Origin of the sequence: Intestinimonas sp. UBA1698, assembly GCF_002320075.1 — a bacterium.
Taxonomy (GTDB): Bacteria; Bacillota; Clostridia; order Oscillospirales; family Oscillospiraceae; genus Intestinimonas; species Intestinimonas massiliensis.
Genome location: NZ_DCJO01000044.1, coordinates 25,171 through 46,200, shown reverse-complemented (window position 1 = coordinate 46,200; position 21,030 = coordinate 25,171). Strand labels below are relative to the sequence as shown.

At 62.0% G+C, this 21,030-nt stretch carries 26 protein-coding genes; all 26 read right to left on the bottom strand.

The genetic code is table 11. The features are described 5' to 3' along the window. Positions 1–19: 19 nt before the first annotated feature. Positions 20–550: a hypothetical protein gene (locus tag B3H64_RS11820; RefSeq protein ID WP_286735295.1), complete on the bottom strand. Its 531-nt coding sequence runs from the start codon at positions 548–550 to the stop codon at positions 20–22. 1 nt (position 551) lies between these two features. Further along, positions 552–1,154 carry a J domain-containing protein gene (locus B3H64_RS11815; RefSeq protein ID WP_050618348.1) on the bottom strand — a complete coding sequence of 201 codons (603 nt, stop codon included), beginning with the start codon at positions 1,152–1,154 and terminating at the stop codon, positions 552–554. Further along, entirely contained in the window at positions 1,151–2,029 is an 879-nt protein-coding gene (locus B3H64_RS11810) for a DUF5685 family protein (RefSeq protein ID WP_050618347.1), read from the bottom strand. Before B3H64_RS11810 ends, B3H64_RS11815 begins: the two co-directional genes overlap by 4 nt. Then, the gene (locus tag B3H64_RS11805; RefSeq protein WP_050618346.1) at positions 2,029–2,451 is read right to left on the bottom strand and encodes a SoxR reducing system RseC family protein; all 423 of its coding nucleotides are present in this window, start codon (positions 2,449–2,451) and stop codon (positions 2,029–2,031) included. The genes B3H64_RS11810 and B3H64_RS11805 overlap by 1 nt, the downstream gene beginning before the upstream one ends. A gap of 8 nt (positions 2,452–2,459) precedes the next feature. Then, complete coding sequence (locus B3H64_RS11800) at positions 2,460–3,716, bottom strand: CdaR family protein (protein ID WP_050618345.1); 1,257 nt, start codon at positions 3,714–3,716, stop codon at positions 2,460–2,462. Next, positions 3,697–4,587, bottom strand: coding sequence for a diadenylate cyclase CdaA (cdaA, locus tag B3H64_RS11795; protein WP_094762419.1), 891 nt, complete (start codon positions 4,585–4,587; stop codon positions 3,697–3,699). The genes B3H64_RS11800 and cdaA overlap by 20 nt, the downstream gene beginning before the upstream one ends. Before the next feature lie 221 nt (positions 4,588–4,808). Beyond that, complete coding sequence (locus B3H64_RS11790; protein ID WP_286735292.1) at positions 4,809–5,930, bottom strand: aminotransferase class V-fold PLP-dependent enzyme; 1,122 nt, start codon at positions 5,928–5,930, stop codon at positions 4,809–4,811. Beyond that, on the bottom strand, positions 5,927–6,181 hold the full coding sequence (locus B3H64_RS11785; RefSeq protein ID WP_286735290.1) for a DUF3343 domain-containing protein: 255 nt from the start codon (positions 6,179–6,181) through the stop codon (positions 5,927–5,929). The genes B3H64_RS11790 and B3H64_RS11785 overlap by 4 nt, the downstream gene beginning before the upstream one ends. A 98-nt stretch (positions 6,182–6,279) precedes the next feature. Continuing rightward, the gene (gene ispF, locus B3H64_RS11780) at positions 6,280–6,768 is read right to left on the bottom strand and encodes a 2-C-methyl-D-erythritol 2,4-cyclodiphosphate synthase (RefSeq protein ID WP_238073310.1); all 489 of its coding nucleotides are present in this window, start codon (positions 6,766–6,768) and stop codon (positions 6,280–6,282) included. Beyond that, positions 6,765–7,499: a 2-C-methyl-D-erythritol 4-phosphate cytidylyltransferase gene (gene ispD, locus B3H64_RS11775; protein WP_286735289.1), complete on the bottom strand. Its 735-nt coding sequence runs from the start codon at positions 7,497–7,499 to the stop codon at positions 6,765–6,767. The genes ispF and ispD overlap by 4 nt, the downstream gene beginning before the upstream one ends. 72 nt (positions 7,500–7,571) lie before the next feature. Next, entirely contained in the window at positions 7,572–8,051 is a 480-nt protein-coding gene (locus tag B3H64_RS11770; protein ID WP_050618340.1) for a CarD family transcriptional regulator, read from the bottom strand. Between the two features lie 176 nt (positions 8,052–8,227). Beyond that, entirely contained in the window at positions 8,228–10,198 is a 1,971-nt protein-coding gene (locus tag B3H64_RS11765) for a bifunctional 4-hydroxy-3-methylbut-2-enyl diphosphate reductase/30S ribosomal protein S1 (RefSeq protein ID WP_286735288.1), read from the bottom strand. Continuing rightward, positions 10,195–10,791: a lysophospholipid acyltransferase family protein gene (locus B3H64_RS11760; protein WP_286735287.1), complete on the bottom strand. Its 597-nt coding sequence runs from the start codon at positions 10,789–10,791 to the stop codon at positions 10,195–10,197. The genes B3H64_RS11765 and B3H64_RS11760 overlap by 4 nt, the downstream gene beginning before the upstream one ends. Continuing rightward, entirely contained in the window at positions 10,788–11,465 is a 678-nt protein-coding gene (cmk, locus tag B3H64_RS11755) for a (d)CMP kinase (RefSeq protein ID WP_286735286.1), read from the bottom strand. Before cmk ends, B3H64_RS11760 begins: the two co-directional genes overlap by 4 nt. 4 nt (positions 11,466–11,469) lie before the next feature. Next, positions 11,470–12,714 carry an NAD(P)/FAD-dependent oxidoreductase gene (locus B3H64_RS11750; RefSeq protein WP_094762418.1) on the bottom strand — a complete coding sequence of 415 codons (1,245 nt, stop codon included), beginning with the start codon at positions 12,712–12,714 and terminating at the stop codon, positions 11,470–11,472. Positions 12,715–12,738: 24 nt separating this feature from the next. After that, positions 12,739–13,602 (bottom strand): MurR/RpiR family transcriptional regulator, encoded by an 864-nt coding sequence (locus tag B3H64_RS11745; RefSeq protein ID WP_050618336.1) that lies wholly within the window; start codon positions 13,600–13,602, stop codon positions 12,739–12,741. A gap of 132 nt (positions 13,603–13,734) precedes the next feature. Continuing rightward, a complete protein-coding gene (locus B3H64_RS11740) occupies positions 13,735–14,436 on the bottom strand; it encodes a pseudouridine synthase (protein ID WP_050618335.1) in 702 nt (233 codons plus the stop codon). 51 nt (positions 14,437–14,487) lie between these two features. Next, entirely contained in the window at positions 14,488–15,639 is a 1,152-nt protein-coding gene (locus tag B3H64_RS11735; RefSeq protein ID WP_094762417.1) for a D-alanyl-D-alanine carboxypeptidase family protein, read from the bottom strand. A gap of 39 nt (positions 15,640–15,678) precedes the next feature. After that, the gene (gene ytfJ / locus B3H64_RS11730; RefSeq protein ID WP_050618334.1) at positions 15,679–16,086 is read right to left on the bottom strand and encodes a GerW family sporulation protein; all 408 of its coding nucleotides are present in this window, start codon (positions 16,084–16,086) and stop codon (positions 15,679–15,681) included. Positions 16,087–16,088: 2 nt separating this feature from the next. Continuing rightward, a complete protein-coding gene (locus B3H64_RS11725) occupies positions 16,089–16,700 on the bottom strand; it encodes a DUF2953 domain-containing protein (RefSeq protein WP_286735285.1) in 612 nt (203 codons plus the stop codon). A 4-nt stretch (positions 16,701–16,704) separates the two neighbouring features. Beyond that, positions 16,705–17,328 carry an SMC-Scp complex subunit ScpB gene (gene scpB, locus B3H64_RS11720; protein ID WP_286735284.1) on the bottom strand — a complete coding sequence of 208 codons (624 nt, stop codon included), beginning with the start codon at positions 17,326–17,328 and terminating at the stop codon, positions 16,705–16,707. A gap of 16 nt (positions 17,329–17,344) precedes the next feature. Further along, positions 17,345–18,145, bottom strand: coding sequence for a segregation and condensation protein A (locus tag B3H64_RS11715; protein ID WP_278895688.1), 801 nt, complete (start codon positions 18,143–18,145; stop codon positions 17,345–17,347). 20 nt (positions 18,146–18,165) lie between these two features. Further along, positions 18,166–18,852, bottom strand: coding sequence for a site-2 protease family protein (locus B3H64_RS11710; protein ID WP_238073300.1), 687 nt, complete (start codon positions 18,850–18,852; stop codon positions 18,166–18,168). Positions 18,853–18,873: 21 nt separating this feature from the next. Beyond that, entirely contained in the window at positions 18,874–19,563 is a 690-nt protein-coding gene (locus B3H64_RS11705) for a tyrosine-protein phosphatase (RefSeq protein WP_286735283.1), read from the bottom strand. A 102-nt stretch (positions 19,564–19,665) separates the two neighbouring features. Further along, complete coding sequence (locus tag B3H64_RS11700) at positions 19,666–20,421, bottom strand: fumarylacetoacetate hydrolase family protein (RefSeq protein WP_050618329.1); 756 nt, start codon at positions 20,419–20,421, stop codon at positions 19,666–19,668. After that, positions 20,418–21,017, bottom strand: a complete 600-nt coding sequence (gene yihA / locus B3H64_RS11695) for a ribosome biogenesis GTP-binding protein YihA/YsxC (RefSeq protein WP_286735282.1) — start codon at positions 21,015–21,017, stop codon at positions 20,418–20,420. The genes B3H64_RS11700 and yihA overlap by 4 nt, the downstream gene beginning before the upstream one ends. Between the last annotated feature and the right edge of the window lie 13 nt (positions 21,018–21,030).

Genomic DNA, 21,030 nt, shown 5'->3' with positions numbered 1-21,030 from the left:
CTCTTTCTTCCATCGTATGTTATAAGCGTCCCTTCCGCAGGACCCGGTCGATCCGCCGGCCGTAGAAGGAGATGACCTGTGAAAACCCAAAATCATAGAGCAGAAACACCACATTTCCGCCTGCGTAAACCAGCCAGAGGGCCTGCCCCGCCGCCGGCAGCGCTGAGAGCAGGACGGCCCGCAGGCCAAACCAAAAAACGGTAAGCACTCCGTTGAAAAAGACCAGCTTCAAAAATAGCTCCAGCGGCAGTCTACGCAGGCGCTCAACGGCATACTTGACGATGGGATAGAGTCCGAAAAAGAGCAGGTACAGCAAAGCGCCGCCCTTGTCCGGTAGCAGGATCAGGGCCAAAATACCCGTGCCCGCATAACACAGCACACCGGCGCCCACCCCGCTGGACACCACAGCCGCCGCCGGGGTCAGTCCTGCCAGAGCCACAATACCCATCCGTCCCGTGGGCAGGAGCGTAGACAGATAGAGCAGAATCAGGGACACAGCGGCCAGAACGGCGGTCAGCGCCACCCGGTATACGCCACGGCTCCCCCTCATGTCAGTGCCCACAGCCGCCGCACAGGCAGTTCATACACAGCATGGTGGTGCAGCAGTCGCAGCTATCCATTCCCATGCCGTAGCCGGCGGGCCGGTAGGCCTGTCCCCCCTGCTGCATCATGTTGTATGCCTGGCGGTACTCCGGGTTGCCCGGTTCCATGTTGCAGGCGATTTGAAATTGCTGCATGGCCTCGTCCAGCCAGCCCTTCCGATAGGCGATGCTCCCCATCAGGAAATGCCACTCGCCGTCTTGGCGGGTCACTGTGTTCAAGAGCTGTTCCGCCTGCCCCAGATTGCCCAGATTGATGGCCTGGCGGACTCTGGCGTACACGCTGCCGCCGGAATAGGAGGCGCTCTGCTGCTGGTATCCGCCCTGATAGGAGCCCTGAGTTTGATATGCTCCGGCCGAGCCGCCGCTGCGCATCTTGGTGATGGCGTCGTACGCCTCATTGATCTCCTTCATCTTCTCTTCCGCCAGATCAGCCAGGGGATTGTTCTGGTAGTTATCGGGATGGTACTTCCGGGCCAGCTCCCGGTAAGCGCGCTTAATCTCTTCGTCACTGGCATTCGAGCTGACGCCCAACACGCTGTATGGATCGTTCATGTCTCGTGTCTCCCACCTAATCGATTCTTCAGACGTCTCCAACGTCCGGTAAAGACCGCCTCCTCCACCATGGGGAGGCCCAGATACAGGATATTTGCCAATATATCGCTCCAACATCCAAAGTCCGCCAGGCTGTATGCCGAGGCAGCCAAATTCAGCGAGTGCCGCAGCGTGGTCCGCAGCTCGTCTCCGTGGTTCTCCGGCCCATCGGGCCAGCGGGCCGCCGCTGGATTGTAGGCTCCGCTCTCCCGATCCTCCTGCAGATCGTCCCAGGCGTCCGTCAGGTAGATCCAGCGGCCCACATGGTAGAGCATCTGCGCCACCGCCCGGTCCCGGTCCGGCGGCCCAGCCGCCGGGGCCGCGCCCTGCAGGATGCGTGCAAAGGTGTCCGCCGTCCGGTCCAGGGACGGTGAGCCCGCCCGCTCCAGCGCCTGAAGCTCCTCCAAGCAGGCCACCACCTGTCGGTCAAAGTCCGGGACCCGGGCGGCGGCCTTCCGATAGGACGGGCGGAGCAGCAGCGACAGGAGCCGTGCGAAAATTCCCTTCCAAAAAGAGCGGTCCGCCACGCTGTCCCGCAGCTTCCAATAGGTCAGGATAACGCTCTCGTCCGCCGCGCGTTCCAGCGCCTGTCCGCCCTGGCAGGACGGCTTGCCCCGGAGCGGACAGGCCATACACCGTCGTCTGTGGATGACCGGTGGTGCTTTCCCGCCGTCCAGCACCATCACCAGGAATACAAAATCATAATTGAGGAACATCCGGGGAAGGAGCCCGTACCGCCGCCCCAGGGTGTGGCACAGGCCGCAGTAGACCGCCTGATAGGCCTCCCAGTCGCGGACCTTCAACTCATCCTTCCGCGGGCGTACATATCCGAACATCAGGCCCCTTTGATCTGAATGATGCGGAAGGTCATAGACCGGCTGCGCTTGAGGCGCCGGTCCACCAGAATGAGGATGCCGACGCTCAGAGCAAAGGCCAGGGCGGCCGTGCCGATGGAGCCCAGTTCGGACAGGTGCAGGAGCTGCCCCATTACATAACCGAGCACCAGCAGGACCATGGGCAGCAGGTACATGATCGCCGCCAGGCCAATGACCGGGGCGCTGTCGCTTTCTACCAGTACGGTGTCCCCCACATGGGCGCCCACCCGGTTATCCGCATCGGCCATCACGGTGGGAAGAGCCGCCGTGGGGGTGCAGCCGCCGCACTTGGAGCAGTCGTGGCTGCAAGCCCCTTTCCGAACCACCGCCACCCTGGCCTGTCCGTTGGAATAAATTTCTTTTACTTGCGCTACTTGTGTCATGGTGCCTCCTACGATGCCGCCGTCACCTTGATGACGATGGAATACTCGCCAACGACGCCGCACTTGCCGTCGCCGTCCAGATAGATCTTGACTTTTTGATTGAACTGCCCGGGCATCTGTGCGGCGTCCTGAAGGTCTGCCACCACCCGGAGCTGATAGGCCTCCACCGAATCCAGCAGCTCCGCCGGGCCGCGCACCTGTACCTGTAGGGACTGGGTGACCTTTTCCACATCCACGCCCGCAGGCTTATTGATGATCTCGATGTCGTTGGTCTCCAGCGTCCGGGTCTCCAGTCCGCTGACCTTCACCTTGACGGTGACCTTGGTCATACCGCTGTCGTTGGTCAGCGCCGGGTCCAGGACCAGGTTGAACTCATAGGTGTCCTTCAACTCAGACAGATCAATCTCGCCCACAATCTTGGTGCTGCCCTCCAGGGGCTGGATGTCCTCGGCCGCGCCGGAGATGGAAATGCTGTCCGGGGAGAGCTCGTAGCTCACCACGTCGTTGAAGTTGTCCGCCGTGACGCCGCCTCCATAGACAAATCGAACGTCCAGAGGCAGGTCCAGGGTCATATAGACGGGCAGAACCACGCTGGCCGACTCCGCGTCTGTGACGATATCGGAGCCGTCCACCTCGCTGCCCTCGGCATCAATGAAGGTAATGCTCAGCTCGCCGGTATAGGTTTCAGACAGGTCCTGGCGGGAAACGGTGACTTGGGCGTGATCCACATTCTTGATCAGCTCTTCCGGACCCTTGATCTCCACGGTGGATGGGGTGATGATGAAGTCCCCGACGCGGAAGCCCTCCGCCACCGTGCCGGTAAAGTTGCCCCTGACCTCCACCTGTTTGTTCATCATCCGTTCGATCAGGAGCTGGACGGTGTAGCTCTCCTGGTCCTGGACTGCGACGGAGCCGCCGGTGGCCGTGTAGGGCACGGTCACCTTACACTGGAATTCCTTCTCCCCCGCCGATTGGACGTCCGCCACATCTACTGAAACGGTGATGCTGTCCTTGTCGCTTTTGATACGGCTGATGGCGTTCCGGTTGCCGTATACTTTCAGATCGACGGCCAGCTCGGAAGAGGGTGCGATCATCAGGCCGCGGCTGGTCAGGACGTCCTCGTTGACGATGGTCACCGGGACATTGTAGATGGTCGCGCTGGTAGTGGAGTTTACCTCGACCGTCACATAAAACCACAGCCCGATGGCGATGAGGATGGCGAGGACGATATTAAAGGCCTTGCTGTCAGTGATTCGTTTCCCCATCGTCACTTTCACCTTTTTTCGACTTGAATAGATTGGCCAGTACCGAGGGCTTGGCCGGTTCCTGCTCGGGCATCAGCTCGTTTTCCATCAGGCGCTCCAGCGTCTCGGGCGCCAAATGCCGCTTGAGCATCCCGTTGACCGCCACGGAGATGGAGCCGGTCTCCTCTGAGACGATGGCCACCACCGCGTCGGAGTTCTCGCTCATGCCGATCCCCGCCCGGTGGCGCATTCCCAGGTCCTTGGACAAATTGGTGTTCCCGGACAGGGGGAGCACACAGCCGGCGCCGACGATACGACCGTTGCGCACGATCACCGCTCCGTCGTGGAGCGGCGCTTTGTTCCAGAAAAGGTTTTTCAGCAGCTCTGAGGAGACGCTGCAGTCCAGCACCGTGCCGGTCTTGATGATGTCATCCAGAGGGGTTTTACGCTCAAAGACCATGAGTGCGCCCACCTTGTCCCGGGAAAGAGCCGTATAGGCCGCCACGGTCTGGCCAATGGCATCCTCAATCTCGGAGGGGATCTCCTCCTTGCTAAACATGTCCCCCAGCCGGCTGCTGCCCACCTGCTCGAGAAAACGGCGGATCTCCGGCTGGAATACCACCACCAGGGCCAACAGACCCAGCTCCACCGTCTTGCTCAAAATGAAATTGACGACGTTCAGCCGGAAAGCATTGGACAGGACAAGGGCGGCCAGCAGCAATACGATTGCCTTGGCCACCTGAGCGCCCCGGCTGTGCCGCACCAGCAGCAGCATCCGGTAGGCGATATAGGCGATGATGGCGATGTCGATGATATCGCTGATGGTGATCATCTGGATCTGGTTCCGGATGTTCACGAACAGTTGACCCGCCGCTGCAAAGAACGTGTCCATTTCCAAAGTCTCCCACAAAAACCGAATGCGCCGGGACGGCGCTTTAGCTGTTCCTGGAGCCAGCCAGAAAAAGCTGCCCTCCATTTGAATTATTATACTTGATTCAGTGGGAAATGGCAATACGACGCCCCATTAATTTTCCCTTAAATTCCGAAGAGAACAGGAGAAAATGGACGCGCGAAGGCGCACGGCGGAGCGCCGTGCGCCTGACGATGGGACTGCTATTTTCCAAGCCGCGCCACAGCCGCCGCGAGCTGGTCGGCCTCTTTGCCGTGGTTGAAGGCGGAGAAGCTGGCCCGCACGGTCCCCGCCTTGAGGGTCCCGGCAGAGCGGTGCGCCAGCGGGGCGCAGTGGAGTCCTGCCCGGACGGCAATCCCCATGCCGCCCAGGGTCTCCCCCACCTCCTCGCAGTCCATCCCTTCCACCTGGAAGGAGAGGACGCCCGACTGGCAGAACAGGCCCCGGGCGGCATAGACCCGAACCCCCGGCAGAGCAGAGAGCTGCTCCGCGGCTCGGGCGGCCAGCCTGCGCTCGTGATCCAGGATCTTCTCCTCCCCCTGGCTGCGTACGAAACGCAGGCCCTCCAGCAGTCCGGCCACGCCGGCGATGTTCTGGGTCCCCGCCTCCAGCCGGTCGGGCAGAAAATCCGGCATATCCTGCCGGATGGACACCGAACCTGTTCCGCCCCGCAGAATGGGGGCGGTCTCGTGATTGCACAGCAGCAGCCCGGTCCCCTGCGGTCCGTAAAGGCCCTTATGGCCGGGCATGGCGATGAAAGCCGCCCCCAGCTCATCCAGGTGCACCGGCAGGCAGCCGGCGGACTGGGAGGCATCCAGAATCAGAGGTACGCCCCTTCTGGCGCACAGGGCGGAGATCTCAGCCACCGGCAGCACATAGCCAAAGACGTTGGAGACATGGTTGCATACGACTGCGGAGACCTCCGGGGTCAGCAGCCGCTGGAACTGGTACAGGATGGTCTCCGGCTGAAACAGGGGCGAGGCGGCCACCTTCACCTTGACGTTTGGGATTGCGGCCAGAGGCCGCGTGACGGCGTTGTGCTCGTAGCCGGAAATCAGCACGGTGTCCCCCGGCTTGACCAGGGACTGAATGGCGATGTTGAGCCCATGGGTGGCGTTGAAGGTCAGTACCACATTGTCGGGCTCCCCCACGTGAAACAGCTCCGCCGCCGCCTGGCGGCAGGCGAAGGCAGTCTCCGCGGCCAGCATGGCAGGTCGGTGTCCGCCCCGTCCGGGCGTGGCCATGTGGTTGACCGCATAGGCACTGGCACTGGCCACGGCGGTCGGTTTTTGCAGCGTGGTAGCGGCGGCGTCCAGGTAGATCATAGATCCACCTCCCGGTAGCTTCCGTCTGCTTCCGTCATATAGATTCGCTTGGGGGACAGGTAGGCGCGGTTGAGGAGCACCAACGCGTCGGATAGACGGCGCTCGGACACCTTCACCGCGTGGCTGCAGCCTTCGCCCGCGATATTTTTGGGAGAGCGGAGAATGCGCGCGGTGATGCCCGCCCGCTCCAGAACGGAGGCCGTCCGCTGGGCATAGGTCAGGGAACGGCACACGATGAGATAATAGACCATTGGCATGACACTCCTCTCTTGCCCAGTGTATGCCGCAGGACTGGCACAGGGGACAAAAAAGCCCTTCCGGCTCCTGGCCGAGAGGGCTTTTTCCTGCGCTACCGCTCCAGCGTCTCCAGCAGGGCCACCGCGTGAGCGGCCATGCCGTCCCCACGCCCCGTGAAGCCCAACCCCTCCTCTGTGGTGGCCTTCACATTGACCCGTTCCGCCGGGACCCCCATATGCCGCGCCAGGTTCTGCCGCATCAGCGGGATGTGGGAGGCCAGCTTGGGGGCTTGGGCAACCACGGTGGCGTCTACATTTCCCACCTGCCAGCCGCTCTCCGCCAGCCGCAGGACCACCCGGTCCAGCAGCAGCAGGCTGGAAATACCCCGATAGGCCGGGTCGCGGTCGGGAAATAACTTGCCGATGTCTCCCAGCCCGGCGGCGCCCAGCAGGGCGTCCATTACCGCGTGGGTAAGCACGTCGGCGTCGGAGTGTCCCAGCAGTCCCCGCTCAAAGGGCACGTCCACCCCGCCCAGGATCAGCTTTCGCCCTGCCGTGAGGCGGTGCACGTCGTAGCCGTGACCGATGCGGAATCCGCTCATACCAGCTCTCCCCTTCCGTTCAGGATGCCCAGCCCCAGATTCAGGTCGGCCGGGGTGGTGATCTTGATGTTCTCATCGGAGCCCCGGGTCAGGCAGACCGTCATGCCCAGCCGCTCTACGGCCGCGCAGTCGTCTGTCAGTGCGGCGCCCTCCTCCGCCGCCTTTTGCAGCGCCGCCTTGATCAGGGAGGGCTCAAATACCTGCGGCGTCTGTACCGCGAACAGCTCTTCCCGGTTCAGCGTCTCCTCCACCAGACCGCCTGCGGCCCGCTTGATGGTGTCGTGGACCGGAACGGCCGACGCGGCGGCCCCGCACTCGGCGGCCCGCAGGATGACCTGCTCCAGCACCTCCGGAGTGACAAAGGGCCTGGCTCCGTCGTGGACGCCGATGACATCGGCTGCCGGGTCGGTCTCCCGGACGCCCGCCAGCACCGACTGGGTGCGGGTGGCTCCGCCCACCACCAGCTTCCGCACCTTCTGTAAATCAAAATCCTTGCAGAGCTGGCCGGCGGGGACAATCAGATCCTGCCGGGTCACCACGATGATCTCCTGGACCAGCGGACAGTTCTCCAAGGCTTGCAGCGTGCGGATGAGAATGGGCACGTCCCCCAGAGGCAGCAGGATCTTATCCATCCCCTCCATCCGTGCAGAGGAACCGGCGGCGGGGACCACCATGGAGCACCGGGGCCCGGCGTGCTTTTTTCGGCGCAGTCGTTCAAACAGCGGCGGCATCTGCCATACACTTCCTTCCTGCTTGGCAAAAAAGGAGCCTGACGGCTCCTTTTCAGTGTACTCGAAAACAGCTTATTGCGCAAGTGCCGTATTTATGCGGGCTTCCACATCTTCATAGCTGGTGTTTTGGGAAAGAACCAACTCGGAGATGAGGATCTGCTTGGCGGAGTGGAGCATCTTCCGCTCCCCGGTGGAGAGGCCGCGGTCCGTATCCCGCAGAGCCAGCCCCTTTACCACGCGGGCCACCTCGGTCAGGTCGCCGCTTTTCAGACGCAGCATATTTTCCCGGTAGCGCCGATTCCAGTTGGCGGTCATATCCACTTCAATGTCGGGGATAGAGGCAATGATACGGTCAGCCTCGGCGCTGTTCACCACCGGTCGCACGCCGATCTCTTCGCTGTTCGTGGTGGGGATCATGACCAGCATCCCACCGACGGGAATTTTGAGCAGATAGTATTCCCGTACCACGCCGTTCACCTTTTTGCTTACGATGCTGTCTACGACACCGGCACCATGCATCGGATGAACAATTTTATCCCCTACCTGAAACATGAATCCACCTCCACAAAAACCGAAAAATAACTCTTGACAAATCTTATGAATGAGTTTATTATAAACCTTTCAATCATGATTTGCAAGGGCCTTTCCGGAATAAACTCTGTAAAAAGCAGTAAAACACCCCGTTTCCAACTGGAAACGGGGTGTTTTTTCATTGGAACAGGATGGATTTACTCCTCCGCCTCAGAAGAAGCGACCACTTCGTCCGCCTCACCGGGCTGGTTGCGGGCATCCTCCAGCAGAGCGCGGATGGACAGAGACACCTTCTTGTTGTCCATGTCGATGTCGGTAATGCGCACGTCCACCATCTGACCCTCGCTCAGCACGTCGCCGGGCTTGTCGATGCGGTGGTCCGCGATCTGGGAGATGTGGATCAGGCCGTCCACACCGGGGACGATCTCAGCAAAGGCGCCGAAGGTCATGAGCTTGACCACCTTGACATTGGCGATGCTGCCGATGCTGTAGGTGTTGATGAACTTGGACCAGGGGTCCTCCGTGCGGTCCTTCATGCCCAGAGAGATTTTCTTCTTCTCGGGATCGAAGGAAATGACATACACCTCCACGGTATCGCCCACCTTCACCACCTCGGAGGGGTGCTTGATGCGAGACCAGGACAACTCGGAAATGTGGACCATGCCGTCCACGCCGCCGATGTCCACAAAGGCGCCGTAAGAGGTCAGAGACTTCACCACGCCGGTATAGCGCTTGCCCTCCTCGATCTCCTCCCAGACCTTGGCGGCCTTGGCGGCGCGCTCCTCCTGGGCCACGGCGCGGATGGAACCCACCACCCGACGGCGGGCACGGTTGACCTCGGTGATACGCATACGGACCTTCTGCTTCACCAGCTCGCTCATGTCGGCGTCACGGGGCAGGCCGGTCTGGGAAGCGGGAATGAACACGCGCACGCCCCGCACGGAGGCCTCTACGCCGCCCTTGTTGTCCTTGGTCACCACGCCCTCGACAGGGGTGTGATTCTCGCAGGCGGCCTCGATGTCATCCCAGCTCTTGACGGTATCCAGGCGCTTCTTGGACAGGGTGACAACGCCCTCCGCGTCGTTGACGCGCATGACGTAGGTTTCAATCTCGTCGCCCACCTTCACGATGTCCTCCACCTTGACGGTGGGGTCGTCGGACAGCTCGGATACGGGTATGTATCCGGCGTGCTTGGTGCCCAGATCCACGTAGATCTCCGTGGGCGTGATTTCCGTGACGATGCCCGTTACCTTCTCCCCTGTATTTAAAGTCTTGATCGATTTCTCCAGCAGATCAGCGAAGGATTCTTCGATCTCCATGATTTCGTCGCTCATTTTGTCATAGACCTCCTTTATAATCCACCCGGGCGTGGAAGCGCCCGCAGTGACTCCTACAGAAGCCAGTCCCCGGAACGAGGACGGTTCCAACTCCTCCGCCCCCTCGACGGCGACCACCCGGGGACAGAGGGCGCGGCACAGTTCCGCCAGCCGTTTGGTGTTGGAGCTTCGCCGGTCTCCGATGACGATCATGGCATCGGAACGGGCGGCCAACGCCTGGGCCTCCGTTTGCCGCGTACACGTAGCGCTACATATTGTATCAAAAATTTCTGCGTTTGTACATAGTTTTTTTGTTTTTTCTATACTTGATTCCCAAATTGCGCGGGTGGAGGTGGTCTGCGAGACCAGCGTCAAGGGTTTTTCCCGATATTCTGGATGTTCCGACAACCAAGTCTCCCATTCTTCCGCGCCAGCCAGCACCACCGGGCGCCTGCACCAGCCGGCGATGGCCACCACCTCCGGATGATCGGGCGTGCCGATGATCACGGGCTGACGCCCCTCCTGCTCGGCTTTTTCTACCAGCCGGTGGATCTTGGTGACGTTGGGACAGGCCGCATCGATGATTTTGGCGCCCTTAGCCTTCAGCGCCTCATGCACCCGGCGGGGCTCTCCGTGGGAGCGCAGGATGACCGAGCTGCCCTCCGGGACCTCATCCACGCTCCCTACGCAGGACACGCCCTTTTTCGCCAGCCAGCTCACCACATGGTCGTTGTGGATGACGGGCCCCAGCATGACACAGGGCTCGCCCGATTCCGCCGCCTGTGCCGCCAGCTCCACCGCACGGCGGACGCCGTAGCAGAAACCGGCGGACTTCGCCAGCTCCACTCTCATGCCGCTGCCTGGGCCTTCAGAGCCCGAACCCGCGCCATCATGTCGTCGGCAATGGCGTGGTATTCCTCCGTGGTGGCCCGTCTGCCCGCCGTCACGGGATAATAGGGCTCTCCGATGATCACCGGAGTGCGGCCAAACCACTTTTTCTTTTCGGAGATATAGACCGGCAGGATGGGGACGCCGCACCGCACGGCCAGCATGGCGGCCCCGGTCTTGGCCTCGCCCGCTCCGCCGTCCTTGATGCGAGTGCCCTCCGGGAAGAGAAGCACTTTTTCCCCGCCTTTCAGGAACTTCATCGCCTGCTTGATGGCGCCCACATCGGCTTTGCCCCGGTCCACGCCGAATACGCCGGCCTTGCTCAGGAGCCAGCCAATCACGGGTACCCGGATCAACTCGGCTTTCGCCATGGCGCGGACCTGATGCTTGAGCCGGAAGGCGAATACCAAAAAAAAGGGATCAGAAGCCGCCGTGTGGTTGGCGCAGACCAGCACGCCGCCCTCCGGGATGTGCTCCCTGCCGACGGCCCGGCAGGGGTGCACCAAATTAAAAAAAGGAAAAATAATACAGTAAAGTATGGCGTAAACGGTCCTCATTGGCCCAGTTTCCTCCTGATAGTCTCAAGTAAGGCATCAAAGCTCTCCTGCAGGGACAGACCCGTGGTGTCCACTGCGATGGCGTCTTCCGCCTGACGAAGAGGCGCGGCGGCGCGGGTGGTGTCCTTGCGGTCGCGCTCAATGATATCGGCCAGCACGGTCTCATAGCAGTCCGGCAGCCCTTTGGCCGCCAGCTCGGCATGGCGGCGGCGGGCCCGGTCCTCGGCGGAGGCGGTCAGGAAAATCTTCACGTCTGCGGCAGGCAGAACCACTGTGCCGATGTCCCGTCCGTCCATGATGACGTCATGGGTCCTGGCCAGGTCCCGCTGCATATTCAGCAGAAACGCCCGTACCGCCGGGATGGCGGAGACGGAGGAGGCGTATTGGGAGATCTCCGGCCGGCGGATGGACTCGGTTACATCCTCGCCGCCCAGGTACATGTGCTGTAGCCCGTCGCTGCCGTAATGCAGGCGGATATCCGCGTCCGGCAGAAGGGCGGTGACGGCCGCCGCGTCGTCGGGGGCCACCCCCTGACGGCAGGCCAGCAGACCCAGCGTACGGTAGATCGCGCCGGTATCGACATAGACAAAACCCAGGGCCTCGGCCAACCGCTTGGCCATCGTACTCTTCCCCGCGCCGGACGGTCCGTCCACCGCGATGCTCCGAAATGACATATTCTTATCCCCCCAATACGCGCAGCGCCGCGGCCTGTCCCGCCGCACGGCCGGTACACCAGGCGATCTGCAGGTTGAACCCGCCGGTGTAGGCGTCCACGTCGATGAGTTCTCCAGCGAGGTATAACCCCTGCACCAATTTGGATTCCATTGTCCTGGGGTCGATCTCTCCCACCTTCACCCCGCCGGAGGTGACAATGGCGTCCTCCACCGGCCGCGGCCCCTGGACCTCAAAGCACAATGCCTTGAGCAACTCCAGCAGCCTGCGCCGCTGGACCTTGGTGACCGAATTGGCCGGCAGGTCCGCCGGAATGCCGGAGCGCGCCGTCAGCACGGGCACCAGCAGTCTGGGGGCCAGATGCTCCAGCACGTTGTGGAAGGCCTGGTTGGCATGCTCGCTGAACTCCCGCACCAGACGGGCGTCCAGCGTCTGCTCGTCCAGGGCGGGCTTCAGGTCGATGCAGACGGTATAGCGGTCCTTTTCATACTCCCGCATATGGGCGCTGGCGCTGAGAATCAGCGGTCCGGACAGGCCGAAGTGAGTGAACAACAGCTCCCCCTGCTCCTGAAAGACGACCTTGCCCCTTTGGTTCTTGACCCGCACCGACACATTGCGCAGGGAGAGCCCCTGCATTTGGGGGCACTCCTCCCCTTCGATCACCAGGGGGATCAGGGAGGGCCTGGGCGGCAGGACGGTATGCCCCAGCTCCGCCGCCATGCGGTAGCCGTCGCCGGTGGATCCGGTCAGAGGATAGGAGCACCCTCCCGTGGCCAACACGGCCGCAGCGCAGGGATAAGTGCCGCGCTCCCCTTTTACGCCGGAGATGCGGTCCTCCGTGGCCAGCAGGCGCACCGCCCGGTCCTCCACGATGGACACCTTCTGACGCCGCAGAGCCATGAAAAGCGCGTCGATGACATCCGCCGCCCGGTCGGACTGCGGAAAAACCCGGCCGCCGCGTTCCGTCTTGAGCGGGACGCCCAGGCCGGTAAAGAATTCCTGCACGGCGGAGGGCGGAAAGCGGGTCATAGCGCTGGTAAGAAAACGACTGTTATGCGGGACGTTGGAGAGCGCCTCGTCCGCAGGACAGTCGTTGGTAAGGTTACAGCGGCCTTTCCCTGTGATATAAAGCTTCCGGCCCACCTTCTGGTTGCGCTCCAGAAGGATGACGCAAGCGCCTGACTGGGCGGCGGACAGCGCGGCCATCATGCCCGCCGCGCCGCCACCTACCACAACGATCTGAGATTCCAAAGTGAAGCCCCTTTCAGCGGGTCTTTATTCCTCGACCTTTTCGTAGACGCCATACTCCGACCAAATCTGCTCCAGATTCACAAAGGTCTGCTCCACATCCTCGTTTTTCCTGCGGCCCACCGCCACAATGAGGGCGTTGACCAGACTCAAAGGCGCCACCAGGGAGTCCACAAAGGAGGCCATATCGCTCTTGGCCAGCAGGGTCTCGGTGGCGATTTCGGCCAGCGGAGAGGCCTCGGAATCGGTCAGCGCAATGACGTTGGCCCCCCGGTCCCGGGCAAAGTGCATGGCCTTTACCGTGCGGCTGGAGTACCGGGGAAAGCTGATGCCGATGACGGCGTCCTCGGGGCCCACACGCAGAAGCTGCTCGAAGATCTCACTGGCCGAGGTGGTGTGGACCAGCGCGATATTATCAAAGATCAGATTAAAATAGAACCCGATGAAGTCGGCCAGCGCGGCGGCGGACCGGACGCCCAGGATATAGATGCGCTTGGCGGCCAGAATGGCGTCCACCGCGGCCTTAAAGCTCTCCCGGTCGGTCTCCTCCATGGTCATGCGGATCTTCTCGATATCCGACTGCATCACCATGGACAGCACGTCCTGATTGCCGATGCGGTCGTTCGCCACCTCGATGCGCTGGATGGAGGTCAGCTTGTTGCGGATCATCTCCTGCAGTGCCTTCTGCATACTGGGGTAGCCATCGTAGCCCAACTCGGCGGCGAACCGCACCACGGTGGACTCGCTGACGTTGACCGTCTTGCCCAGCCGGCTGGCGGTCATAAAGGCAGCCTTGTCATAGGACTCCAGAATGAAGCGCGCAATCAGCTTTTGCCCTTTGGAGAAGGTGTTCATCCGGGTCTGAATTATGGAAAGAATATCACGGGTCATAAGGAAATACCCCCAGGCTCTGTTCCCCGCCCTTGGGGAGCATGGATTTTACGTACTAACGTACTATATCATAGCGGGAAGCCCGGAGAAAAGCAAGTAAAATCTGCAAGGAAAATTAGGTTTCTTGCAAAATCACAAAAGAAGCTTACGGAACCACGCCACTTCTGTATTGGCCAGCGGCCGCCACCGCCCCACGGGCAGATCTCCCAGAAAAATAGGCCCCTCCCGCACCCGGCGAAGGGTTTTTACCGTCAGCCCCGCCTGGGCGCACATCCGGCGCACCTGCCTGTTTTTCCCTTCGTGGATAACGATGGACAGGCAGTTTGCGCCCCGCTCCGTCACCTTGGCGGGGGCCAGCGGGACGCCGTCCAGCTCCATGGGCCCCCGCAGGTGGGGCAGCGCCCGTGCCAGATCGCCGGAGACCCATACCCAGTATTCCTTCTCCACCGCATGCCGAGGATGAATCAGGCGGTTGGTGACCGCTCCGTCATTGGTCATCAGAAGCAGGCCCTCTGAGTCCAGGTCCAGCCGTCCCACCGGCCACACCCGCGCCCCGCAGCCGGAGACCAGCTCTGCCACCGTCTTGCGCCCCCTCTCGTCCGAAAGGGTGGTTACATAGCCCCGTGGCTTGTTCAGCATCAAATAGACCGGGTGGGCCGGACCGCCGACCCGATGCCCGTCCAGCACGATCTGGTCCCGGACCGGGTCGGCCCTGGTCCCCAGAGCAGCGGTGACACCGTTGACCGTCACCCGGCCGGCGGAGATATACTCCTCCGCAGTCCGGCGGGAGCATACCCCGGCGGCAGATAGGATCTTTTGCAGACGCTCCTCCATAAAGAGAACTCCTCGCTTCCATATGTAAGGCCCGCCGCAGGCGGGCCTGTGTCAGCTCGTATGGGGGGCGAAGGCCGTCAGAAAGGCGGCGCTGTCCGCCCGGTTCAAAAAATCCAGCACCCGCCGCAGCAGGGAGCTGCCCACCACCGCGTCCCGGCGCACATCGGCGTCATAGAGCAGGTAGGTCTCCCCCACGCAGGTTTCTCCCAGATAGAAGGACAGCTTCCCCGCGATGGTCCCCTCCGTCACCGGTGCCTGCGCCCGCTCCGGCAGGAGGAGCTCTGCCTGGAGCTCCTCTTCCGCCGCAGTGGGGTAATATACATCCTCGCCGGTGCGGACGGCCACAAACCGGGTCAAACTGCCCTCCACCGGCACCCGCCGGAACACCTTCCCCGCCGTAGCCAGCACCTGCCGGGGATAGGTCTCAAACCCGTAGTCGAACAAAGCGGCGTGGTCCTTCCAGTCGTCGGGGTCGCTGAGGGTCACGCAGATCAAAAGCTGCCCTTCCCGCCGGGCACAGGATACCAGGGTCCGCCCCGCAAGCTGCGTATAGCCGGTCTTCATTCCCTCACAGCCCTCGTACTGCCACAACAGCTTGTTGTGATTGGTGAAGGTGCGGGCGCCCAGCGTAATGGACTTGGTGCCCACGATCTCCGCCAGCGCCTCATGCCTCAGGACCTCGGCGGCCAGAAGAGCCATATCGGCGGCAGTGGAATAGTGCGCTTCGTCGTTGAGTCCGTTGGGGTTTGCAAAGTGGGTGTCCTCCATACCCAGGCTCGCCGCACGCTGGTTCATCCAGTCCACAAAGGTCTCCACATCTCCGGCGCAGTGGCGGGCCACCGCCAGGGCGGCGTCATTGCCCGACTGGAGCAGCAGACCATACAGCAGCGTTTTCAGAGGCAGTTTCTCCCCCGGCTTCAGGTACATGGAGGAGCCCTCGGCCAGCGTGTCTGCCGGCTGGATCGTGACCTCATCCTCCAGGTCGGGAGTGGATTCCACCGCCACCAGGGCGGTCATCAGCTTGGTGATGCTGGCGATAAGCCGTTTTTCACGGGCGTTCTTCTCGTAGAGCACCCGGCCGCTGGCGGCATCGACCAGGATGGCGGAGGCCGCCGCGGTCTCCGGCCCCGCCGCCTGGGCGCTCCGGAGGGCAAAAGGGTACAGCAATACAGCGGCCAGCAGGGCCGCGAGCATACGCTTCATACGTGTCACCTCGACGCACAGATGACACTAGTATGGAGCTTAGAACCCGGATTTATCCTCGGCCTTTTTCTGGTCAATGAAGCCGGTGACCTTGTCAAACATTTCGGGCACCAGCTCCACCACCCGGTCCACCGTGGTATTGGCGGGAGGCGCTACAGGCAGCAGCTTTACAGTGTCTCCCTTCACGATGAGAAAGGCCACCGGAGAGATGTTGACGCCGGCCCCGCCGCCCCCGCCGAAGGCGTTGTCGGCCTCGGGCTTCTGGTTCTTGGTGGCAAAGTCGCTGCCTCCGGAGGCAAACCCGAAGGAGAGCTTCGATACGGGGATGAGCGTGATACCGTCGTCCGTCCGGATGGGGGTGCCGATAATGGTGTTGACGTCCACCATTTCCCGGATCTTCTGCATAGTGGTGCTCATCAGATCGCCGATGGGATGATTTTTTTCCATAGTTAAACCGCCTCTTTCTGTTTTTGACCGCTTTTGTATTGGGATAGGATGCGCAGAGCCTGGAACCCCAAGCGGACGGCGAGGACCACGCCCTGCCCGATGGTAAGGGAGAATGCCGCCTTCAGGTAGATTACAGGGCGGCTGCCCTCGAAATCCACCGCGGTGCGGATGCTCCGCTGCCGGACATTAAAATGATTCTCCAATAGGGGCAGCATCATACACAACGCGGCGTTGGCGCCGCCAAAGGCCATGGCCGCCGCCGCCGGGTTGGAGGCCGCCGCCGTCAGCTCCAGCTCCAGTTGGTCGATGCGCACCTTGCGCTTGAACCGTCCGGCCGTCTCGGCGGCCAGAGGCAGGAACTCCTTCACCCGAGACAGGGTCCCGCCCTTTTTCGGCGGCTTTTCCCTCTGACCTTCCGGCTGCGGATTTTTTTCCTGAGGCGGCCTGGGCTTCCGCGCCCTTTTCCGCATGGGGAAAACCGTGAGGCGCAGCCGTCCCAGCCGAATACGGACCAGCAGCCCCTGAGCGGAATACTCCAGCACTCCGCCCACCCGGACCAGGGAGAGTAGAAACAGGAGAACCAGAACAGTCCCTAAGATGATCCATGCCCTCATGGTCTCACCCCCCCGCCTCTTCCCCGCCGGTGGGAGAGGACTCCGGCTTCTCCTGCTGACTTTTGAGCTGCTCCAGGGCGGTCTGCATCTCCAGGGTGAGCTGCCCGTCCTCGGGGCTGGCGTTGGGCAGCTCGGGCAGCTCCTCCAGACTGGACAGCCCGAAGGAACGCAGAAAGGTGGGCGTGGTGCGGTACAGGATGGGCCGTCCGGGGACGGCCAGACGGCCGCACTCCTCGATGAGATCCCGGTCCAGCAGTAAACCAACGGTGTAGGAGCTGTCCACGCCCCGCACCTGGTCCACATAGGCCCGGGTGGCGGGCTGGTAATAGGCGATGATGGCCAGCACCTCCAGAGCGGACTGGGAGAGCTTGGCGGGCTTCCGGCTTTCCAGGGCCCTGCGGATATAGTCGGCATACTCCGGCGCCGAACAGAGCTGATAGCTGGCGTCCAGCCGAACCAGACGGATGCCCCGCCGCTCATAGCTGTAATAGTCCATCAGCCGCTGGGCCACCGCGTCCGCCGCGGCCCGGTCGATCCCCAGCGTCAGGCATAGGCGCTCCACGCCCACCGGCTCGCCGGCGGCGAAGAGGATGCCCTCCATGGCGGATTCGATTTCCTTCAATTCCATTGCAGTACCACCCCTATCAGTAGGCATCGGTGGAGAGCTCCAGGGCGTCGTCTCCCTCCCCGGTGCAGGTGACGGTGCAGTCGGCGTCGGTACCCGCCAGCCGGATGCGCTTGGCCTTGCAGAGCTCCAGCACGGCGATAAAGGTGGCCACCACCTCCGACCGGCTGCGGTTGCCCCGAAACAGGGCCCGGAACCGGGTGACGCCAAAGTGCACCAGCCGCTGGATCAGCTCCGCCGCCTTGTCGGAGACGGGATAGGGCTCCCGGCCAACAATGCCCTCAAAGGCGCTCATAGGCGGCGGCAGCTTGTTGTCCGCGCGCTCCAGCACCGCCGCCATGGCCCGCCGCAGGTCCTCCCGGCTGTGGACATAGCGGTAGGTCCGGCTGACCGGCAGGTGCTCCGGTAGCTTGGTGATGTAATCCCGACCGACGGCGTAGCGATCGGACAGCTCCCGCGTTACCACCTTGACCTTCAGATAGTTCTCATGGCGCTGGTGCGCCTCCAGAGAAGCGATGAGCTGCTCCATCTCGCTGAGGGCCTCCTCGTCGTGGATGGACAGCAGCATCCGGGACTTGATAAAGACCAGTTGGGCAGCCATGGACACAAAGTCGCTGGCCACCTCCAGATCCAGGCGCTTGCGCTGGTTCATCCAGGCCATGTACTGGTCCAGAATGACCGCGATCTGGATGTCCTTGATCTCCATCCTGTTTTTGGAGAGCAGGTGGAGGATCAGGTCCAGGGGGCCGGTAAAATCCCCCAGTTCCTCTTCCGCACGGGCCTTGACCACGCCCTCCAGATGATAGATGGGAGCCTCCACGCCGCCACCCCCTTTCCAATTCAGACGAACAGCCGGAACACCCACTCCGAGCCGTGGAGGAGCAGCTCCAGAATCCAGCGGCGCACCGCGTACAGGGGACCGTCCAGCACCCCCGTCCAAAGTACCGCCATCAGTACGACGATCCCAATGCGCTCGAAACGCAGGATCTGGTAATAGATTCGGTCGGGCAGGACTCCCTCCAGCACCTTGGAGCCGTCCAAGGGCGGAAACGGGATGAGATTGAATACCCCCAGGCCCACGCTCAGAGAGGCCAGCAGCCAGCAGAAGTCCAAAAGGCCCTCAGCCACAGTGCCGGACACCGCTCCTGCGTAAAGCAGTCCGTAAAACAGGGCATACAGCAGCATGGCGGCGTAGGCCAACAGGAAATTGGACGCCGGTCCCGCCAGGGCGGTCAGGGCCATGCCGCTTTTGGGGTGCTTGAAATAGCGCATATCCACCGGCACCGGTTTGGCCCATCCAAAGCCCACCGCCAGCATCATGAGGGCGCCAAAGGGATCGATGTGCCGCAGCGGATTGAGGGACAGCCGGTGCATCCGCTTGGCCGTGGGGTCACCCAGCGCATAAGCGGCCAGACCGTGACAGGTCTCGTGGATGGTGAGGCACAGCAGGACTGCCGCTACCTGCATCAGCAGGTCGATCAGTCCGCTCCAGTCCATATTCTGTGTAAAATTGGAAAAGGAATACAAGGGAGCTTCCCCTTTCATTGCTCAGGCCAGCAGCTTGTGCCGCAGGGTCTCCAGTTCTCCATCGGTCAGCCCGGCCGCCCGGAGGTAGTCCGGCACAGAGCCGTACTTGTCCAGCAGCAGGTCCATGCACTCCTCCAGATACTCCCGCCTGGACTGGCCGGCGAAGGCCGCCAGATCGGGAACCCGGAGCTGGATGAGCTGGATGATCTCCGCCAGATAGGTCTCGGAGATCTGATAGTCGGCCAGGATATCCTCCCGAGCCACGCCCGCCAGCGAGAGCAGCAGCATGGCCAGAATGCCGGTGCGGTCCTTACCCGCCGTGCAGTGGAAGAGCACACCGCCGGGCGCGGCCGCCAGGATACGCATGGCCCGTCCCACGCAGGTCAGCCGGTCCATGGCCTCAAAATAGGCCCTTCCGATGTCGGCCTCCAGATTGGGCAGCTTCTCGATTCCAACCAGCGGACAGTGGTGGTATAGAAAACCGGGCTGGCCGCGGAGCTGGTCCGGCTGACGCGCCAGCTCCTCCCCGCTGCGCAGGTCCACAATGGTGGTGATGTCCCGCTCCCGGAGCCATTGGATGTCCTGTTCGGACAGGCCAGCGGGGTTATCGCCCCGCAAAAAACGCTCCCAGACGGTAACGCCGTCGCCGGCGGGGTAGCCCCCCAGATCTCTCAGGTTGTTCATCTTCCCCAGGGGAATGCGCCGCAGCATAGCCTCTGCCTCCCATTGCCGATTCATTCAGACAGCTTAGTATACCAAATGATTCCGAAAAACACAAGGTGAAGACGCTCGCAGCGCCTTCACCTCGCGGTTTTACACGATATGGTTGCGCAAGACACCGATCCCCTCGATCTCCACCTCTACCGTGTCGCCGGGCTGCATGGAGCCGATTCCCGCCGGCGTGCCGGTGGACACCACATCGCCGGGCTCCAGCGTGATCCCGGCAGTGATAAACTCCATGAGCTCGGGGATCTTGGTCATGAACAGGGAGGTACGGGAGGACTGGACCGTCTTGCCGTTGAGCCGGGTCTCCAGTTTCAGATCGGTGGGATCTACCTCGTCGGTCAGCACCGGCCCGGCGGGCGCAAAGCCGTCCATGCACTTGCCGCGGGTCCACTGGCCGTCCCCTTTCTGGACATCCCGGGCGGTAACGTCGTTGAGAATCGTGAAGCCGAGTATGTATTCCCACGCCTCGGCGGCCTTCACCCTGGATGCGGTCTTTTTAACCACGAAGGCCAATTCCCCCTCGTAATCCAGCCGCTGTACAAAATCCGGGGCGTGGATTTCGCCTTCCGGATCGTTGATGCAGTTATGGGTCTTCATGAAGAGGATGGGGCGATCTGGGATGCCCTCCCCCATCTCCACGGCATGATCGTAGTAGTTCTTGCCTACGCAGACGATCTTGCCGGGGTCGCAGGGGGCCAGAAGCTGGCAGTCCGCCACCTTCCACGCCTTCCCATCGTAGTACTCCGCGCCGTCATAAGGCGGCCACTTCAGTGTCCGTATCACATCGCCGTCCAGCACGCCCCAGCGCACCCGGCCCAGCCGGTTTGCACGCACATATTTCATTGCACACTCTCCCCCACTTGTTCCGATATTAGGGCCAGCAGCGCCTGCCGCCCTGCTCCCTTCTCAGCCGAAAAGGGAATCACCTTTACGGCATCCTCCAGCTCCAGAGTCTCCCGGATTCGCCGGAGATTGGGTTCGATCTCGCTTTTCTTCAGCTTATCCAACTTGTTGGCCACCACTGCATAGGGCCTGCCCGCCTGCTTGAACCAGGCCCCCATTGTGCAGTCATCCGCCGTAGGTTTGTGCCGCGCGTCCACGATCATGACCCCCAAGGTCATCAGAGAAGGGTCGTCGAACCAGGATTGAATCAGGCGGCCCCACCGCTCTTTTTCCGCCTTGGATACCTTGGCATAGCCATAGCCAGGCAAATCCACCAGGTAGAGCCTGCCGTCGATCTTGAAATAGTTGATGTGGGTGGTCTTTCCCGGAGAATTGCCCACTCGGGCAAAATTTTTGCGGTTAAGCAGGCGGTTGATGACCGAGGACTTTCCCACATTGGACCGCCCGGAAAAGACCACCTGTGGCATACCGTCCCGGGGAAAGTCCTCCCGCTTGGCCGCTGAACGCACGAACTCCGCCTTTTGGAGATTGATCATATCCGTTCTCCCG